The organism is Dyadobacter endophyticus (assembly GCF_014641595.1).
In the GTDB taxonomy this organism is placed as follows: domain Bacteria; phylum Bacteroidota; class Bacteroidia; order Cytophagales; family Spirosomataceae; genus Dyadobacter; species Dyadobacter endophyticus.
In genome coordinates this window covers 747,134-762,811 of the sequence record NZ_BMIA01000002.1, presented here as the reverse complement: position 1 = coordinate 762,811, position 15,678 = coordinate 747,134, and the positions used below count along the sequence as shown (strand labels likewise).

15 protein-coding genes are annotated in these 15,678 nt (G+C 49.6%); 5 read left to right on the top strand and 10 right to left on the bottom strand.

Features of this window, described 5'->3' with window-relative positions:
- Position 1: 1 nt before the first annotated feature.
- Positions 2 to 301, bottom strand: a complete 300-nt coding sequence (locus IEY24_RS15395) for a DUF3817 domain-containing protein (RefSeq protein ID WP_188933600.1) — start codon at positions 299 to 301, stop codon at positions 2 to 4.
- A 232-nt stretch (positions 302 to 533) separates the two neighbouring features.
- Here IEY24_RS15395 and IEY24_RS15390 point away from each other — a divergent pair, with 232 nt between their 5' ends.
- Positions 534 to 3,086, top strand: a complete 2,553-nt coding sequence (locus IEY24_RS15390) for a TonB-dependent receptor (RefSeq protein WP_188933598.1) — start codon at positions 534 to 536, stop codon at positions 3,084 to 3,086.
- Here IEY24_RS15390 and IEY24_RS15385 read toward each other — a convergent pair.
- From IEY24_RS15385 to IEY24_RS15360, 6 genes are all read right to left on the bottom strand, one after another.
- Positions 3,083 to 4,462, bottom strand: coding sequence for a flavin monoamine oxidase family protein (locus IEY24_RS15385; protein WP_188933596.1), 1,380 nt, complete (start codon positions 4,460 to 4,462; stop codon positions 3,083 to 3,085). The genes IEY24_RS15390 and IEY24_RS15385 overlap by 4 nt on opposite strands.
- A 162-nt stretch (positions 4,463 to 4,624) precedes the next feature.
- Positions 4,625 to 7,225: a cytochrome c biogenesis protein CcsA gene (gene ccsA, locus IEY24_RS15380; protein ID WP_188933594.1), complete on the bottom strand. Its 2,601-nt coding sequence runs from the start codon at positions 7,223 to 7,225 to the stop codon at positions 4,625 to 4,627.
- Complete coding sequence (locus IEY24_RS15375; protein ID WP_188933592.1) at positions 7,222 to 7,656, bottom strand: cytochrome c maturation protein CcmE domain-containing protein; 435 nt, start codon at positions 7,654 to 7,656, stop codon at positions 7,222 to 7,224. The genes ccsA (IEY24_RS15380) and IEY24_RS15375 overlap by 4 nt, the downstream gene beginning before the upstream one ends.
- Positions 7,657 to 7,661: 5 nt before the next feature.
- Positions 7,662 to 7,886: a CcmD family protein gene (locus IEY24_RS15370; RefSeq protein WP_188933590.1), complete on the bottom strand. Its 225-nt coding sequence runs from the start codon at positions 7,884 to 7,886 to the stop codon at positions 7,662 to 7,664.
- 78 nt (positions 7,887 to 7,964) lie between these two features.
- Positions 7,965 to 8,648, bottom strand: coding sequence for a cytochrome c biogenesis protein CcsA (gene ccsA, locus IEY24_RS15365; protein ID WP_188933588.1), 684 nt, complete (start codon positions 8,646 to 8,648; stop codon positions 7,965 to 7,967).
- 45 nt (positions 8,649 to 8,693) lie between these two features.
- On the bottom strand, positions 8,694 to 9,356 hold the full coding sequence (locus IEY24_RS15360; RefSeq protein WP_188933586.1) for a heme exporter protein CcmB: 663 nt from the start codon (positions 9,354 to 9,356) through the stop codon (positions 8,694 to 8,696).
- Positions 9,357 to 9,616: 260 nt separating this feature from the next.
- Here IEY24_RS15360 and IEY24_RS15355 point away from each other — a divergent pair, with 260 nt between their 5' ends.
- Together IEY24_RS15355 and feoB are read left to right on the top strand one after the other, a co-directional pair.
- A complete protein-coding gene (locus tag IEY24_RS15355; protein ID WP_188933584.1) occupies positions 9,617 to 9,844 on the top strand; it encodes a FeoA family protein in 228 nt (75 codons plus the stop codon).
- A 28-nt stretch (positions 9,845 to 9,872) separates the two neighbouring features.
- Positions 9,873 to 12,008 (top strand): ferrous iron transport protein B, encoded by a 2,136-nt coding sequence (feoB, locus tag IEY24_RS15350; RefSeq protein WP_188933582.1) that lies wholly within the window; start codon positions 9,873 to 9,875, stop codon positions 12,006 to 12,008.
- On the opposite strand, the gene IEY24_RS15345 is transcribed toward feoB, so the two are convergent.
- From IEY24_RS15345 to IEY24_RS15335, 3 genes are read right to left on the bottom strand one after another with little or no spacing between them, the layout of a single operon-like run.
- On the bottom strand, positions 12,005 to 12,361 hold the full coding sequence (locus IEY24_RS15345; protein WP_188933580.1) for a DUF5615 family PIN-like protein: 357 nt from the start codon (positions 12,359 to 12,361) through the stop codon (positions 12,005 to 12,007). The two genes, feoB and IEY24_RS15345, sit on opposite strands and share 4 nt — an antisense overlap.
- Complete coding sequence (locus IEY24_RS15340) at positions 12,361 to 12,588, bottom strand: DUF433 domain-containing protein (protein ID WP_188933578.1); 228 nt, start codon at positions 12,586 to 12,588, stop codon at positions 12,361 to 12,363. The genes IEY24_RS15345 and IEY24_RS15340 overlap by 1 nt, the downstream gene beginning before the upstream one ends.
- A 46-nt stretch (positions 12,589 to 12,634) precedes the next feature.
- Positions 12,635 to 14,116, bottom strand: coding sequence for an NAD(P)H-hydrate dehydratase (locus IEY24_RS15335; protein WP_188933576.1), 1,482 nt, complete (start codon positions 14,114 to 14,116; stop codon positions 12,635 to 12,637).
- A 141-nt stretch (positions 14,117 to 14,257) separates the two neighbouring features.
- On the opposite strand from IEY24_RS15335, the gene rplS reads away from it, so the two are divergent.
- On the top strand, positions 14,258 to 14,620 hold the full coding sequence (rplS, locus tag IEY24_RS15330; protein WP_188933574.1) for a 50S ribosomal protein L19: 363 nt from the start codon (positions 14,258 to 14,260) through the stop codon (positions 14,618 to 14,620).
- 228 nt (positions 14,621 to 14,848) lie between these two features.
- Positions 14,849 to 15,628: a diaminopimelate epimerase gene (gene dapF / locus IEY24_RS15325; protein ID WP_188933572.1), complete on the top strand. Its 780-nt coding sequence runs from the start codon at positions 14,849 to 14,851 to the stop codon at positions 15,626 to 15,628.
- Positions 15,629 to 15,678: the final 50 nt, after the last annotated feature.

Here is a 15,678-nt window from a genome sequence, read left to right as displayed (position 1 = left end):
CTCAGTTTCTGAACCATCGGGCATCTGCATAGAATGTCCCGAATGGTATCAGCGAAGAAGCGAACGACAAAGCCGATTTTTTGAGCGGCCAGCTTTTCTCTATGGCAACCTGGATGAGCAGGAGCACGAAAAGGACGAACAACACGCCATGCGCCATACCTACGATGCGCACAGCCTGGGGGAGCCCGGCAAGATATTTAAGGGGCATTGCGATGCCGAGAAGCGCTAAAAAGGAAATGCCTTCAAGAAATGCGATAATTCGCAAGCGGCCCAATGCCGATTTGATGAGTTCAGATACCATAGGAAACAGAATACAAAAAACATATTTAAGCGGCAAAGATACATATCAACCGGCTTGAAATGCAGGAAGTTGGAAAAAGCTTTTACACGGAAATGTTACATTTTATCCTCATGTAACCGATGGTTTAAATAAATTCTGTAAAAATTAACATTTAAGAAATTTTATTTGGTTATTATTTATTTTAAAGACGAATATTGCATATTTGGTTCGAGTAGCACCTAATATTTGTCTTATGAAAATGATATACAAAACATGGCTCTTCGTGTTCCTCTCATGTTATTGTCATGCGCAAGGCCTTCAAATATCCGGGAAAGTGACGGATGAGAAAGGCGAGCCGCTGATAGGAGCATCCGTTGTCGAAAAAGGAACCGGCAATGGCACGGTGACCGACGGAAGCGGCACATACAGTCTGGCTGTCGGATACAGTAATGCGACTTTGGTAGTGACTTATGTGGGTTACAATAAGGTGGAAAGGGAATTGAACGGCATTGCCAGTCAGGATTTTGCACTTTCGGACGCCACTGTGCTGAACCAGGTGACCGTGGTAGGCTCGCGAAACCTTAACCGCTCATCGACGGACACGCCCGCGCCGGTGGACGTAATCGATATCCGCGAAGTGACCACCAAGCAGGGCCAGCTCGATGTGAATCAACTCTTGCAATTCGCCGCACCATCGTTCAATTCAAACAGGCAGACCGGTTCCGATGGTGCGGACCACGTGGATCCTGCCTCATTGCGCGGGCTCGGACCCGATCAGACGCTCGTGCTGATCAATGGGAAACGTCGCCACCAATCCGCATTGGTTAACCTTTTCGGATCACGCGGCCGGGGTAACACCGGTACCGACCTGAATGCGATACCGGCGGCGGCTATCGAGCGCATCGAAATCTTGCGCGACGGCGCCGCAGCACAATATGGTTCGGATGCCATCGCAGGCGTGATCAATATCGTTTTAAAGGAAAGTACAGACCAACTGACTGTGAATGCGAATGCGGGGATGTTTAAAGCCAAATATCGTTTCGACGATAAAAAATTTGATGGATTGAACTACAATATCAATGCGAATTATGGCTTGAAAATCGCGAAAAAAGGCTTCGTTAACCTGACAGCCGATTACAATTCGCGCGATCATACCAATCGCGCGAACACAGTTGCCAGCGAGGCGGACCTCGCGCGCCGCCAATACGGCGACCCGGAAATCCGTAATGCGGCCATTTATTACAATGCTAAAATACCGCTCGGCAGTAATTTTCAATTTTACAGCTTCGGAGGCCTCAACGAGCGCAGCGGCGATGCCTACGCGTGGACTCGCTTCGCGGACGACGATCGCAATATTCCATCCGTTTATCCCAACGGATTCGACCCGATCATTACAAGTAAAATCAAAGACCGTTCGGTCGCTGCCGGTTTTCGTGGGGTGTGGAAGTCATGGGATATTGATTTAAGCAACACCTATGGTTTTAACAAATTCCATTTTGGTGTTAAAAACTCGCTGAACAGGTCGCTGGGCGAGCGTTCGCAGACATCGTTCGATGCCGGTGGTTTTCAGCTGGGGCAGAATGTTACGAATTTGAATATCAGCCGTTTTTATAAAAATATAATGCAGGGGCTTAACGTCGCATTCGGAGGTGAGTTCCGTACGGAGCGCTACAAGATTTTCGCGGGTGAAGAGGCTTCCTACCGTAACTACGATCCCCAATTCGCCGGAGGCTCGCAAGGTTTTCCCGGTTACAGCCCAGCCGACGTGACCAACCATACCCGCTCGAATGTGGGTGTGTATGTCGACCTCGAAGCGGATGTTACCAAACAATTCCTGATTGATGTGGCGGGTCGTTTTGAGCGATACAGCGATTTTGGAAGTACTTTGAATGGCAAGCTTGGACTGCGCTATAAAGTCACGGATGCGTTGGCATTGCGCGGCTCGGTAAGCACCGGTTTCCGCGCCCCTTCGCTGGCTCAGAAATATTTCAATTCGACATTCACCAACTTCGTGAACGGACAGCCCGTGGAAGTGCTGCTTGCCAACAACAATAGCGCGGTTACGAAAGCACTGGGGATTCCGGAGCTGAAACAGGAAACTTCGCAGAATGCGAGCCTGGGTATTACATTCACGCCGGCTTCGGGGTTGTCGGTTACGGTGGATGGTTATTATGTAAAAGTGAAAGACCGCGTGGTGCTTACCGGGCAGTTCAGCGACGACGATGAAGATATCGGCGCATTGCTGAAAGATTTGCGGGTAGGCAAGGCGCAATTCTTTACCAACGCATTGGAATACACTACTACCAAAGGGCTCGATGTGATCGTAGCGCATTCAATGCGGCTGGGTGTGGGCAGATTGAGTACCACAGTGGCTGCGAATTTCAACTGGATGGAACTCGGCCCGGTGAATACGGTGCCGAAGCTGGCCGGGAAGGAGGATATTTACTTTGATGAGCGCGAGCGGCGGTTCGTACTCGCATCGGCACCACCGTCGAAGATCAACCTTACTTTTGACTACTCGGTCAGCAAGTTCAGCGCGATGCTGCGGTTTATCCGTTTCGGCGAAATCAAGCTGGCCAATTGGGACTATATGATCGATACATACAGTCCCAAAGTCCAGACAGACCTTACATTGAATTACAAATTCACCAAAAACGTATCGCTATCCATCGGGGGCAGCAACATTCTGAATGTGTATCCCGACAAGTTCCAGCCCGCATTGACTGAATCGGGTGGTGCCTGGGACCCGGTACAAATGGGTAGCAACGGAGCGTTCTTCTTTACGCGGCTTGGATTACGGTTTTAAATCGCCAGTGCTTCCACAGCAGCAGCTTCGCCGGTGGCCACCGCGCCTTCCATGAAACCCTGCCAGTCGGCAAGGTGCTCACCGGCGAAAGATGTTTTCAGAAATGGTTTTTGCAGAATAGGCCGTAACGTGTGCCATTGGTTGAGACCGTAAATCGCGTAGGCCCCCTGCGACAACTTATCGGTTCCCCAATAGTAGTTGGCCTGCGAGTCGATCCGCTTCCTGACGCCTTTGAAATGCGGGTTGAGCGTCTGGTGGAGCATATCTTTTCGCCAGGCATCGTCCTGGTTTGCGATCAGTTCCGCTTTGTCGCCGATTGTGTAGGAAATAAGCGCGCCTTTTTTCGATTTCTGGTTTTTGGTGGCGTGGTAGAAATACTGTGGCGTCTGGTCGGTAATGAGGTCGAAGCTCTCGTCTTTCCAGAACCTGTCTTTAAACAAAATCGCGTTCTTGTTGATCCGGGCGTACAGAAGTTGGTTAATGGCCTGTGCCTGCACGTCGGGCAACCCCGGCTCCCATTGTATTTTCTGGATAGCGAATGTCGGGATGGCGCAAATGAGCCGGTCGGCTTCGAAAGTTTTGCCGTTATCGCAGGTGACAGTCACGTTGTCCTTCTGCTCAATGCGCCGGACGGTGTGGCCGGTGAGGATATGCTCGATCCCGATCTTTTCGGCGAACTTCCTGGCGAGCTGCGTATTGCCGCCCTGCATTTTAAGGTCCATTTCATTCTTTTCACTGCTCTCCGCATATTCCGACAAGGCCACCATCGCGGACACATGCCGGATACTCTCTCCGAAATCCGTGCTGTCGAGGAGTTCGCGGATGATCAGGTCCTTGCCCTCGCAGCCGTTGTTGACTAAGTAGCGCCACCAGCTGATGCCGTCGAGCTGCTCTTTCTGGGTTTCATTGAGCTGCTTATAACCGTCGAGCAATGCCTGAAATTTAGGTTTCCAGTTTTCGGAGTAGTCCCAGGCGTTGGCTTTGGTGTACTGGTTCTGATAAATCAAATGGGTGTCGAACTGGTTATTGAGCAAAGGGATACCAAATTCGCCGCATAGCGCACGTACGCGCTCATGAGAGTTGCCTACCCACTCGGCGCCTAGTTCCACGACCAGGTTTTCTTTTGGATCAATAGTATGGGAAAACACTCTTCCGCCAATGCGGTTGCGGGATTCGAGCACCGTTACGTCCACATTCTTTTGCTTGAGGGCATAGGCAGCGGCCAGCCCGGCAAACCCGCCACCGATCACGATCACGCGGGTTTGTTTGCCAATATGAATGCTTCCGAATGCGTGGGTTGAAATAAGTGAAGCGCCTGCGAACAGGGCTGATTGGCGCAGAAATTCGCGCCGGGAGGTTTGTTGCGGCTTGTCCATGTGTAATGAGGTCGATTGAGTTCCGCAAAATACTCACCTCTATACGCAACTCAAACAAAACCTTTCGGGAGAGGCCGGTTAACTTAGTTTCTGGTATTTAAAAGAAAAGCGTTCCGGCATTTTAATGCCGGAACGCTTTATAATGTATTTCAAATGAATCGCTTACGCAGTTTGGACTTTCGGTGTCACTTTGGCCTTAGGCTCCGTCGCGGCGCTTTCTTTGTTGCGCATTTTGACAAAATCCCTGAAACGGCGGATGGTAGCCATCACAAAACCGATCACGAGCACGAAAGTTCCGAGCCAGAGGATATTGATCAATGGTTTTTCGGTCGCTTTCATGACGATGAAGTCGCGCTGCGTCGTGTTCACACCAAATGTAAACTGCCCTGTTTGCGGGTTGATTTCGTTGAATTGAATGCGCATACCAAGCTCATTGCTCGTTTCCGGCTTGCGCGCTACCATACGGTCGCGAATCACAAAAGACGGGGTTACTACAAATTCCTTGTCTTTGTCGAGCACGCGGATGATCGCTTTCACCGCCGCATCTCCTTCGTTGAGTTTAATGCCTTCCACGTCTTCGGTACGTACCACGTTGTCGAGAATAGCCACGTAGTCGTTTACAAAGAAAGTATCGCGCAGGTTAACGGTAAAGCTTTCCGTCTGGCTCCATACGGGCTCGGCGGTAGGGTTGGTCACCATCGAAACGTAGGTGTACAAATCCTTATCGACCTTGCGCTGAATGTCCGGTGAGGAAACGATGCCACCCATGCGCGGGTTGATCTGCACGCGAGGGAAAAGCGTGAATATCTTGCCCGACGGTTCGCGGTACTCGATTTCGTAATAGAAGTTTTCCGGGAAAATTTCCAGGGTATCGCCCTTTTTGTTGTATTTCTGGCCATTCAACTCGATGTCACGCAATGCAACGGCGTGGAAATCGCCTTCTACGATATCGACCCAGCTCTTAGGAATGTAACCCGGAATGTGACGCGGCTCTACGCGCACGTCGCGCCAGGTGAGCATGTAATCGCCCATTTTCTCAGGCTTGTTGAGCCAAAGGGTAATGTTTTCTTTGTTCTCCTTATTGTCGTTAGCCGTAAACTCCTCGCTGCGGGAGATCATCAAACCGGAGTTATTGATCGAAACAACCTTGGTATAGGCCGACGAGAACAGAATACCGATCAGCATCAGCGCTACACCAATATGCGTGATCGCGCCGCCCGACAGGTTATAGTTACCCCGGATAATGTTCAGCAGGATATTGCCGTTGGCCACCACCGCAAAAATCGAAGTCGTGAGCAGCGCAATGTACTGGATGTCGCGGACCTGCTTGAATGTGATCACGGCAGCGCTGATCAGCAATGCAACCAATAGTGGGTTGTACAATGCCTGCAATTTGCCTTTGCCGGTTTTTTTCCACCAGAAATACTGGCCTACACCGGTGAGAACGATAATCAATGCAAAGAACCAAAGCTGGAACTTGTTGTAATGCGCTACCTGGTCGGCCGGAAGCGCCATATTCAGCACGGTACCGAATGCCTCGGCGATTTTGTTATAAACCGGAATGGAAGTGGTAGCGATGATCTGGAAGCCGGAAAGGCAAAGCAATGTGGCACCGATGAAGAGCCAGAATTCTTGCGAGTAAGTCGATACTTCCTCCTCATCGCTTGGCAGCGATTTCCAGCGGTAAACCAACAAACCGACCGCCACGATAATAAATGTAAAAAGGTAGATCAGCAACTGACCCGACAGTCCAAGGTCGGTAAAGGAGTGGACCGAAGCATTGCCTAGCACACCGCTGCGGGTCATAAAGGTCGAGTAAAGGACCAGAATGAACGTCGCAATCGTAAGGATGAACGATGTTTTCAATGCCGTCGCATTCCTTCTCGCGATGATCATCACGTGTACCGCCGCCACCAGGACGATCCAGGGCACGATAGACGAGTTTTCCACGGGATCCCAGTTCCAGTAGCTACCGAAGTTGAGCGTTTCATAAGCCCAGTAAGCACCCATTAAAATACCTACACCCAAAACCAATGCTGAGAACAGCGACCACGGTAAGGCAGGACGGATCCATTCGTGAATGCGCTTGGTCCAAAGGCCAGCAATCGCGAATGAGAACGGAATAAGCGTGCTCGCGAAGCCGAGGAAGAGGGTAGGAGGGTGAATCACCATCCAGTAGTTCTGCAATAGCGGGTTGAGGCCGTTACCGTCTTTCGGGATGAAATTCGGGTCCATTTTGTAGACCGGTAGATCGGGCATTACCTCTTTTAGCAAAAGGAATGGCGTAGAGCCGATTTTCAGATCGAGGCCGGGGATTACCACGCCGAGGATCATGGAGGTAAGGAACGCCTGTACCAATGCGAAAACGGTCATTACCGGGGCTTCCCACGAACGGTTAGTGAAGATCAGCGTCGCGCCAAGCACCACGTTCCAGAAGATCCAGAGCAGGAAGCTGCCTTCCTGGTCCTGCCAGAAGCTGGAAATGGTGTAGCCTGTGGGCAGGGAAAGCGACGAGTTTTTCCAGGCGTAATGGTATTCGAAATAATGGTTACCGATGATCCAGTAGAGCGAGAACACCACACCCAACACTGCCGCCAAATGTACCCAGAAAACGCCGCGCGCGAACTTTTTCCAACTCTGCGTCTCTTCGACGGTCCCTCCTGCGATACCCGCTTTGAAATAAGCGAATGTAGCCAGGATGGCCGTTACAAATGCGACTATAACCAGCAGGTGCCCTGCACTTCCGATCGTACTGTGAATCATGATTCTTTCGCGGTATGTTCCGTGGTTTCCATTTTACCGTTCTCGTATTTCGACGGGCATTTCATGAGGATCTTTTCGGCAGAGAATGAGCCGTCACGCATTTTGCCCACCACTACGACCTGCTCGGATTTGTCGAAATCCTGCGGTTTGGTGTTTTTATAGACCACCTTTTGCTCCACGTTATTATTGTCTACCAATGTGAAAACAAACAGGTTAGGGTCGATTTCAGGTCGGTATTCCATTTCCAGGATCTGGCCGGCAGCGTCTTTTTTAAGCTTGCCTACCACGTGAATGCTCTCATTGTCGCCATCCTGCGCCATTTCTTTGGCTTTGGTGAAATCGACGTAAGTACTTGCATCACCGGCAGTTGAAACGATAATACCAATTGCAACCGCGATGATGACCAATCCGAATATCTGTATCTTTTTCATAGGGCTTACTTGATATTGAGTTCTTTTTCAATCTTTTTCAACTTGGAATCGATACGGAGCATATTAATCGCAATGCCTGCGAAAATAACGGCCACGACGGCCACTACGACCCATATTTTACCGTCTTCACGAAGCTTGTCGGCCATTGCAACGGATGTGTCGCCCGCCTGCGCGAACAGGTTGCCGGAAATGGCCAGCAATGTCAGGAGGATGAGGGAAATTCTTTTCATTGTATATATGAATGGACTAAAACCTTAACGAAATTTTACTTTGAAACGTTTGTAAACGGCCCAAATCAGGCCGGAATGTCACAATCTGCCTGTTTTGATCAACTCTTCCTCATGGAATCGTCTGATCCGTTTAATGCGTATTCTCAGCTCTGCAACCCACAGGCCAAGAAGGATATAGCCAATTACTGCTGGGTACAATACCTTACGGATGTCGTTGTCGATGTCGTAAGAACCAAATGTACTGTTCCCACCGCTACCGGGGTGCAGTGAATCCGTCAGGCGCGGCAGGATATAAATGATCGGAATAAAGACCGCGAAAGCGAAAATGTTGTAAACCGAAGATATCCGTGCCCGGCGTTGCTCATCTTCAAAAGAGCTTCTGAGCAGCAAATAGGCCATGTAAATGAGGATACCCACAGCAGCGCCATTGAGCTTGGGATCGTTCGGCCAGGGATCTCCCCAGGTAAAATTAGCCCAAACAGAGCCTGTCAGACAGCCCAATACCCCGAAAAAGATGCCCGATTTGGCAATTTCGCTGGCAATATCATCATCTCCGATCCTTCCCTTGCTGAGATAGCGGATCGAGTATATCATAGATGTAAAAAGCAGGATGGTCATTGCAAACCACAGCGCCACGTGAAAGTAGGTGTTTCTGATACTTTCGTTAATAATTGGAAGGCGTGGAACGGGACCGATAAATCCCATGATGATCACGTAGAAGATGATCACGATGCAGAGGATTTTCCACCAGATCTTTCTCATTTTGAACTTATGCTTTAAAAGTTGTGCCCTGTAACCTGCTGTTTTTCAGCTTCTCCATAAATAGGGGAAAAGCAGGTAGCTGAGCGTAATTACTATCAGATCGATCGATAATAGTGTGGTGATTTCATCCGTGCTGACCGACCAGTCGAGCCCGTCGAGCGCGTTCTTCGCGAGACGGATCGTCATGAGCAGCATGGGCAGGATGATCGGGAAACTGAGCACGGCCATCAGCGTAGCACTGTTATCGGCCTTGGACGCAATCCCCGCAATGAGTGTGAGAACGGAGGCAAAACCAATGGAAGCCAGCAGGATGCAGATCGAGAACAGGCCATTGTCCTGAATCGGGTTACCCATTACAAATGCGTAGAATATAAATCCAAGTCCCGATAATACCGCCATTACCAGCGAATTATAGATGATTTTGGAAATGATAATAGCCTGAGGGCTGCACAGGTTGTAGTAGTAGAGCAGCCGACCGTGGCGTTCCTGTGAAAAGCTTTTTGCAATGGCATTCACCGCCGTAAAGAGCAAAATAATCCAGAACAACGTGTTCCAGACAATGGGTGTCAGCTGGTTGCGACGAAGATTAAAACTTAGGTAACAAACAAATACCGTACTGACCACGTAAAGCAGCATTCCGCTGAGGGCGTATTTCTGGCGCCATTCGAGCGTTACTTCTTTCCAGATCAGGGTCTTAATTTCGTTCAAGGTGATTGGTGTGGGCCATCGGCTTTTGGCCTTTGGCTTCCGGTTTGCTGTTGTAATGTAACCAGCGACACTTTTCCCGGCTTTTGGTACTTCGTTTCGCGCTGCAAAAGTACGACACAAAGCCGGAGGGAAATAATAAAACGGTCAGGATTTTGAACGATTTGACGACCGGTAGGCACATTAGGCAAAGTAAAGTTTGATTTACCGTCTGAGAGTGCTTTATTTGTACTTTAAATAAAATGAATCTAAATAAGGAACGTATGTCGGCTCGTACCGTTTCCCACCTCAAAAAGGGTGAAAAGGGCATAATCAAATCATTTACGGACCGCACAATGTCGCTGAAACTGCTCGAAATGGGTTGTTTGCCAGGATGCGAAGTACGGCTGGATGCGATCGCGCCCTTCGGTGACCCGATCTGCATCAACGTTGGCGGCCATTACAGCCTGTCGTTGCGTTTGAACGAAGCCGCAGTGATTGAATTAGAGTAAAGATTGCGTTCCGCATACAGCCTCTCCATTGAAACAGGGAAATATAAAAGTTGCGCTGGTAGGTAACCCGAATGCCGGCAAGTCTACGCTATTTAATGCACTCACCGGAATGCGCCAGAAAACAGGCAACTTCCCGGGTGTGACGGTCGAAAAAAAATCAGGAACATTTCGCATTGCCAGTGCCAATGGTCACGACGATTCGCATGTGACGTTGGTGGATTTGCCGGGTACATATAGTATTTATCCCAAATCGCGCGACGAGGTTGTGGTAATGGACATTCTCGCGAACCCCAAACATCCCGATTTTCCGGACGTGGTGGTGATTGTGGCCGACGCTTCCAATTTGCAGCGAAACCTGTTGCTTTTTACCGAGATCAACGACCTGGGCATTCCCTCGGTACTGGCTTTGAACATGCTCGATGTGGCCGAAAGCATGAACCTGACCGTGAATGCTGTGCAACTGGCTATGCAGCTTCATGTGCCGGTGGTACGCATTAATGCGCGGACGGGAGAGGGAATAAAGAGCCTGAAAGAGGCAGTAAAACAGATTACCGAGCGCACCGAAAAACCGGTGTTGCAGTATTTCTATGAACCCAAGGAAAATGAAATAGGGCTGATCAACGAGGTGAGGGAAATTCACCAGCTTGATAATGACTATGTTGCATTGCAATATGTTTGTCAGCATGATAATTTTTCTTTTCTCGAACAGCCGGTAAGGGCTAAGCTTGACGCGCTGATCGAGAAATACGGTTTCGACGAAAATAACTTCCTCGCCAACGAGACCGTTGCGCGGTATGAGAAAATAAAGCCGATCGTCTCCAAAGCCGTTAAATCGGAAGGTGCCATCGAGCCGCCGTATTGGACCCGTAAACTGGACAGCATCCTGCTGCACCGTGTCTGGGGCTATGTTACATTTGCCATCGTGCTGCTGATCGTCTTCCAGGCCATATTCGCCTGGGCATCATATCCGATGGACATGATCGACGCCGGTACTGCCGCGGCGATCGAATGGGTGAAAGGAGCATTGCCCGAAGGCGTGCTGAACGACCTGCTCACCGACGGTATCATGGCTGGTATCGGTGGCATTATCATTTTTATTCCGCAAATCGCGATCCTCTTTGCATTGGTTGCCATTCTGGAAGAATCGGGCTATATGGCGCGGGTGATGGTGATTATGGATAAGCTTATGCGCCGTTTCGGGCTGAATGGCCGCAGCGTGGTGCCCCTTATTTCGGGCGTCGCTTGTGCGGTGCCGGCTATCATGACGACCCGCAGCATCAGCAGCCGGTATGAGCGCTTGCTGACTATTCTGGTAACCCCGTTAATGAGTTGCTCCGCACGTTTGCCGATTTACGCAATCCTCATTGCCGTAGTGGTACCCGAAACGAAGGTGTTGGGCATATTTAATGTGCAGGGATTGGTACTTTTCGGCCTTTACCTGCTCGGGTTGCTCGGGGCATTAGGCTCTGCCTGGTTGTTGTCATTGTTTATTCCAAGAAAAGAACCGAGCTATTTTATGCTCGAAATGCCTTCTTACAAACTGCCGCGCTGGGGGCACGTCGGGTATACGATGTACGAAAGTGTGAAATCCTTCGTACTTGAAGCGGGTAAGGTCATTATGGCGATCTCGATTATCCTTTGGGTGCTGGCTTCCTATGGCCCGGGAGATAACATGAATGTGGCCGAACAGCAGGTTGTTGCTTCCATGAACGCAGCGCCGCAAGCACAAATTGATGCCGCCGTTGCATCGGCAAGGCTGGAAAGTTCATATGCAGGCCAGTTTGGCCGTTTCATCGAACCGGTGATCAAACCTATCGGTTACGACTGGAAGATCGGCATTGCGTTACTCGCATCTTTCGCAGCCCGCGAAGTGTTTGTAGGCACGATGGCTACGATTTACAGCATCAGTGGCGATACGGAAGATGTTCTAACCGTAAAACAAAGGCTTATTCAGGAAAAGAACCCCGAAACCGGCGGGCAGATGTTTACGCCAGCTGTTTGTTATTCATTATTGATATTCTACGTATTCGCCATGATGTGTATGAGCACCATCGCCGTGGTTTACCGCGAAACCCACGGCTGGAAATGGCCCATGATCCAGCTCGCCTATCTGACCGTGCTAGCCTATGTTTCGGCGTTTGTGGTTTATCAGGTATTGAGTTAGAATGTGTAGAGTGTATTGATTTTACCCAATTCAAGATAGAAGAACTGGTTTTGATCAATGTCCTCAATTAATGCAAGGTGCTCCGAAAAGAGTTCGATCAATGCCTCGTTTGAAATGTTCCCAAGGCTGATACGGATTAGTTTGCGGGGAGTACGCCGGAGTAAAAAGGACGCGCGGAAGTCTTCATCCTTTGTAATGACAATCCATTGGTTTCTATCAGCGATCGAACAAATCTCAGAATCCTCGGTATGCCATTTGGCGGATAGCTGATTTACGTGTTTTGCCGAATGCCCCTTGCTTTGAAGAAACTTCGCTAGTTTAATAGGTATATGAACATCGCATAGGAAGTTCATTATGCAGCTTCATTGATAGTCCTTCCCGATACCAACATCTTGGCGTAATTTAAACTAGCCAGAATATCGTCTCTTTCGAGCTCGGGATGATCTTCGAGAATCTCATTGATTGACATTCCTGAGCCTAGCATGTCGATAATCACTTCCACAGGCCAACGCATACCTCTGATGCAGGGCTTGCCATGACAAATGCCCGGGTCGATCGTGATTCTTTCTAGAAAGTCCATAAGCCTTGATAAATGATTTAATCAAATTTACTTCAAATTAAGATCGTTACCAACCCAGGCACTCCACTACATCTGACGCGATCAGCGCGGTTTGCCCGCGGGCTTCGGCGGCACGGTCACCGGCCAGGCCGTGTTGGTAAACGCCCAGAATCGCGGCGTCTGCCGGGGCGTATTTTTGTGCCAGCAAACTGGTGATAATGCCGGTAAGCACATCTCCTGTGCCGCCGGTGGCCATTCCGGGGTTACCTGTGGAATTGAAATGGACTTCGCCATTAGGTAAAACAACAGCAGTATTCGCACCTTTCAGGCAAATAATCACTTTATATTTCGAAGAAAACACCCGTGCTTTTTCCAGCCGCTCGTATTCGTTGCTGCTGTCCCCGGCAAGCCGTTGAAATTCTTTGGGATGCGGTGTAAGAATCGTATTGGCCGGCAGCTTATAAAGCAAATGCGGGTGGGTGGAAAGTATGTTTAGGGCATCCGCATCAATAATGACCGGCACTTTTGCCTGTCCCAGGATTTTCTCCAACACTTTCGCTGTTGCAGGGGCCTGGCCTATGCCCGGCCCGATGCCGATAGCCGTGGCGGAGCCCAGGTCAGGTGCTTCGCTGATGTATTTTTCGGATTCATCTACCGTCGTCATCGCTTCCGGGACTGATATCTGGGCAATCTCATACCCACACGCGGGTACATGCATCGTGAGCAGGCCCACACCCGAACGCAGGCACGCCTTGCCTGAGAGGACGGCAGCACCCATTTTGCCATAACTTCCGGCAATGAGCACGGCGTGCCCAAATGTGCCTTTGTGCGAAAATTTTTGCCTTGGTTTAATGCGCTTTTCGGCTTCTGGTTTGTCGGTGAAATAGTAATGTGTATCGGTATTTTTGATGTATTCCGAACTCAGCCCAATGTCCACAACATGCCATTCGCCGACATACTCCGCATTTTGCGGGAGCATGAATGAGAGTTTCGGGAGCTGAAATGTAATGGTGTATCTGGGTTTTATGATGATATCAGAAGGGCCGTTGGGGCGGTCGGTGTAAAGGCCACTGGCAATGTCGACGGCGAGTAACCGGTTGGGGAGGTCGTTTAAATACTTTATTACAATGCCCAGCAATCCCTCCACCGGCCGCGACAGACCAGAACCGAGCAGTGCATCAATGCAGACGACCTTCTTTTCCAGTCGGGGAAGATCGTTTTCAGATTGGATGAGGCGTGGCGTCAGGTGATCGGCTAACCGCGACAAGTTCTGACGAAAGTCGTCGGTTGCATTCAAGTTATATTCGACGACGAAAACCTGTACATCATAGCCGCATCCGCTCAGAATGCGGGCGATGGCCAGGCCGTCGCCGCCGTTGTTTCCTTTGCCGCAGAAGACGGCGATGGGACGGGTATTTACATATTGATTACAAAACCAGCGTACAAATGCCTGTGAGGCGCGCTCCATGAGGTCGATGGAATTGATAGGTTCGCGTGCGATGGTGTAGGCATCCATGGCCCGGATCTGTTCTACATTGAAAATCTTCATGATAGTCACGGGAAAAGCTTTCAGTTGCAAAAAAATAGTGCTAGATTTGCACTCGTTTTCTCAAAAGCTGTTTTGAATGAAGGGGCGTCACCCCGTCCGCTGGGAGCAAGCTATCATTTTAAATCCATAAAATCACTCGTCATGAGCGAACTTATTAAACTCGTAGAAGCTACGATTGAAAATCGTAAATCCGAGTATCCTGATTTCAAATCAGGCGACACGATCAACGTTCACGTGAAAATCCGTGAAGGTAACAAAGAGCGTATCCAGCAGTTCCAGGGTACCGTTATGCAGCGTCGTAACGTAAACGGAGCTGGCGAAACTTTTACAGTTCGTAAAATTTCAAACGGTATCGGTGTTGAACGTGTTTTCCCAATCCTTTCACCAAGCATCGCGAAAATCGAGCTTATTCGTCGTGGTAAGGTACGTCGTGCGCGTCTGTTCTTCTTGCGTGGCCGTCAGGGTAAAGCCGCTCGTATTAAAGAGCTCAAAACAACGAAGTAATCTGCAAAGAGCTTCGGCACGAAATTTTAAAACCCTGCAAGCGAATTTTTCTTGCAGGGTTTTGTTTTTTAAAAAAAATCAATCTGATTTTTTTTAAAAAACAAAACCCTTGCCGTCAGTTTAAACTGACGGGAATTGAGAGAAAGAGAGAGATTTGATGCTTTTTTGACTGAAAGATTTGTTTTTTCCTTATCCGTCCGTTTAAACCGACGGAAAACGACCACAAATATGAGTATCGCGTTTTATAAATACCAGGGCACCGGAAACGACTTCGTAATGGTCGACGACCGCAACTTGCAATTCCCGGTTTCAAAAGAGTTGATCGCGTCGATCTGCCACCGCCGGTTCGGGGTGGGGTCCGATGGCCTTATTCTTCTGCAAAATGCAGAGGGCTACGACTTTCGCATGGTGTATTTCAATGCCGATGGTGGCGAAGGCAGTATGTGCGGGAATGGTGGCCGCTGCGTGGTGCGTTTTGCGAATGACCTTGGGCTGTTTAAGGACAGCACTAAATTCATAGCGGTCGACGGCGAGCATGAGGCAACGGTTTCGGGTGATACGATCCGCCTCAAAATGTCGAATGTGAAAGGCGTGGAGCAATATGAGGCGTATGATTTCATGAATACCGGTTCGCCGCATTATGTGACTTATGTGGACGATATCCACGAAGCCGACGTCGTGGCTGTTGGCAGCGAGATCAGATACGGCTCAGTATACGGTCCCAAAGGCGGTACCAATGTGAACTTTGTGGAAGTGATCGAAGACAATCACCTCAGCGTGCGTACCTACGAGCGCGGTGTGGAGGACGAAACTTTCTCCTGCGGAACGGGCGTAACAGCCTGCGCGCTGTCCGCACATATCCGCGAAGGTTGGGAAGGCCCGGTGCAGGTGGAGACCATCGGCGGTACGCTGTCCGTTGAGTACCAGACGGCCGGAGAAGGGCAATTTAATGATATTTACCTGATAGGGCCCGCAGTGCGCGTTTTTGAAGGTACACTAAATGTCTAGGAGATCAGAATAATGAATCAGCCTCGCAATTCCTGGTGATTTGCGAGGCT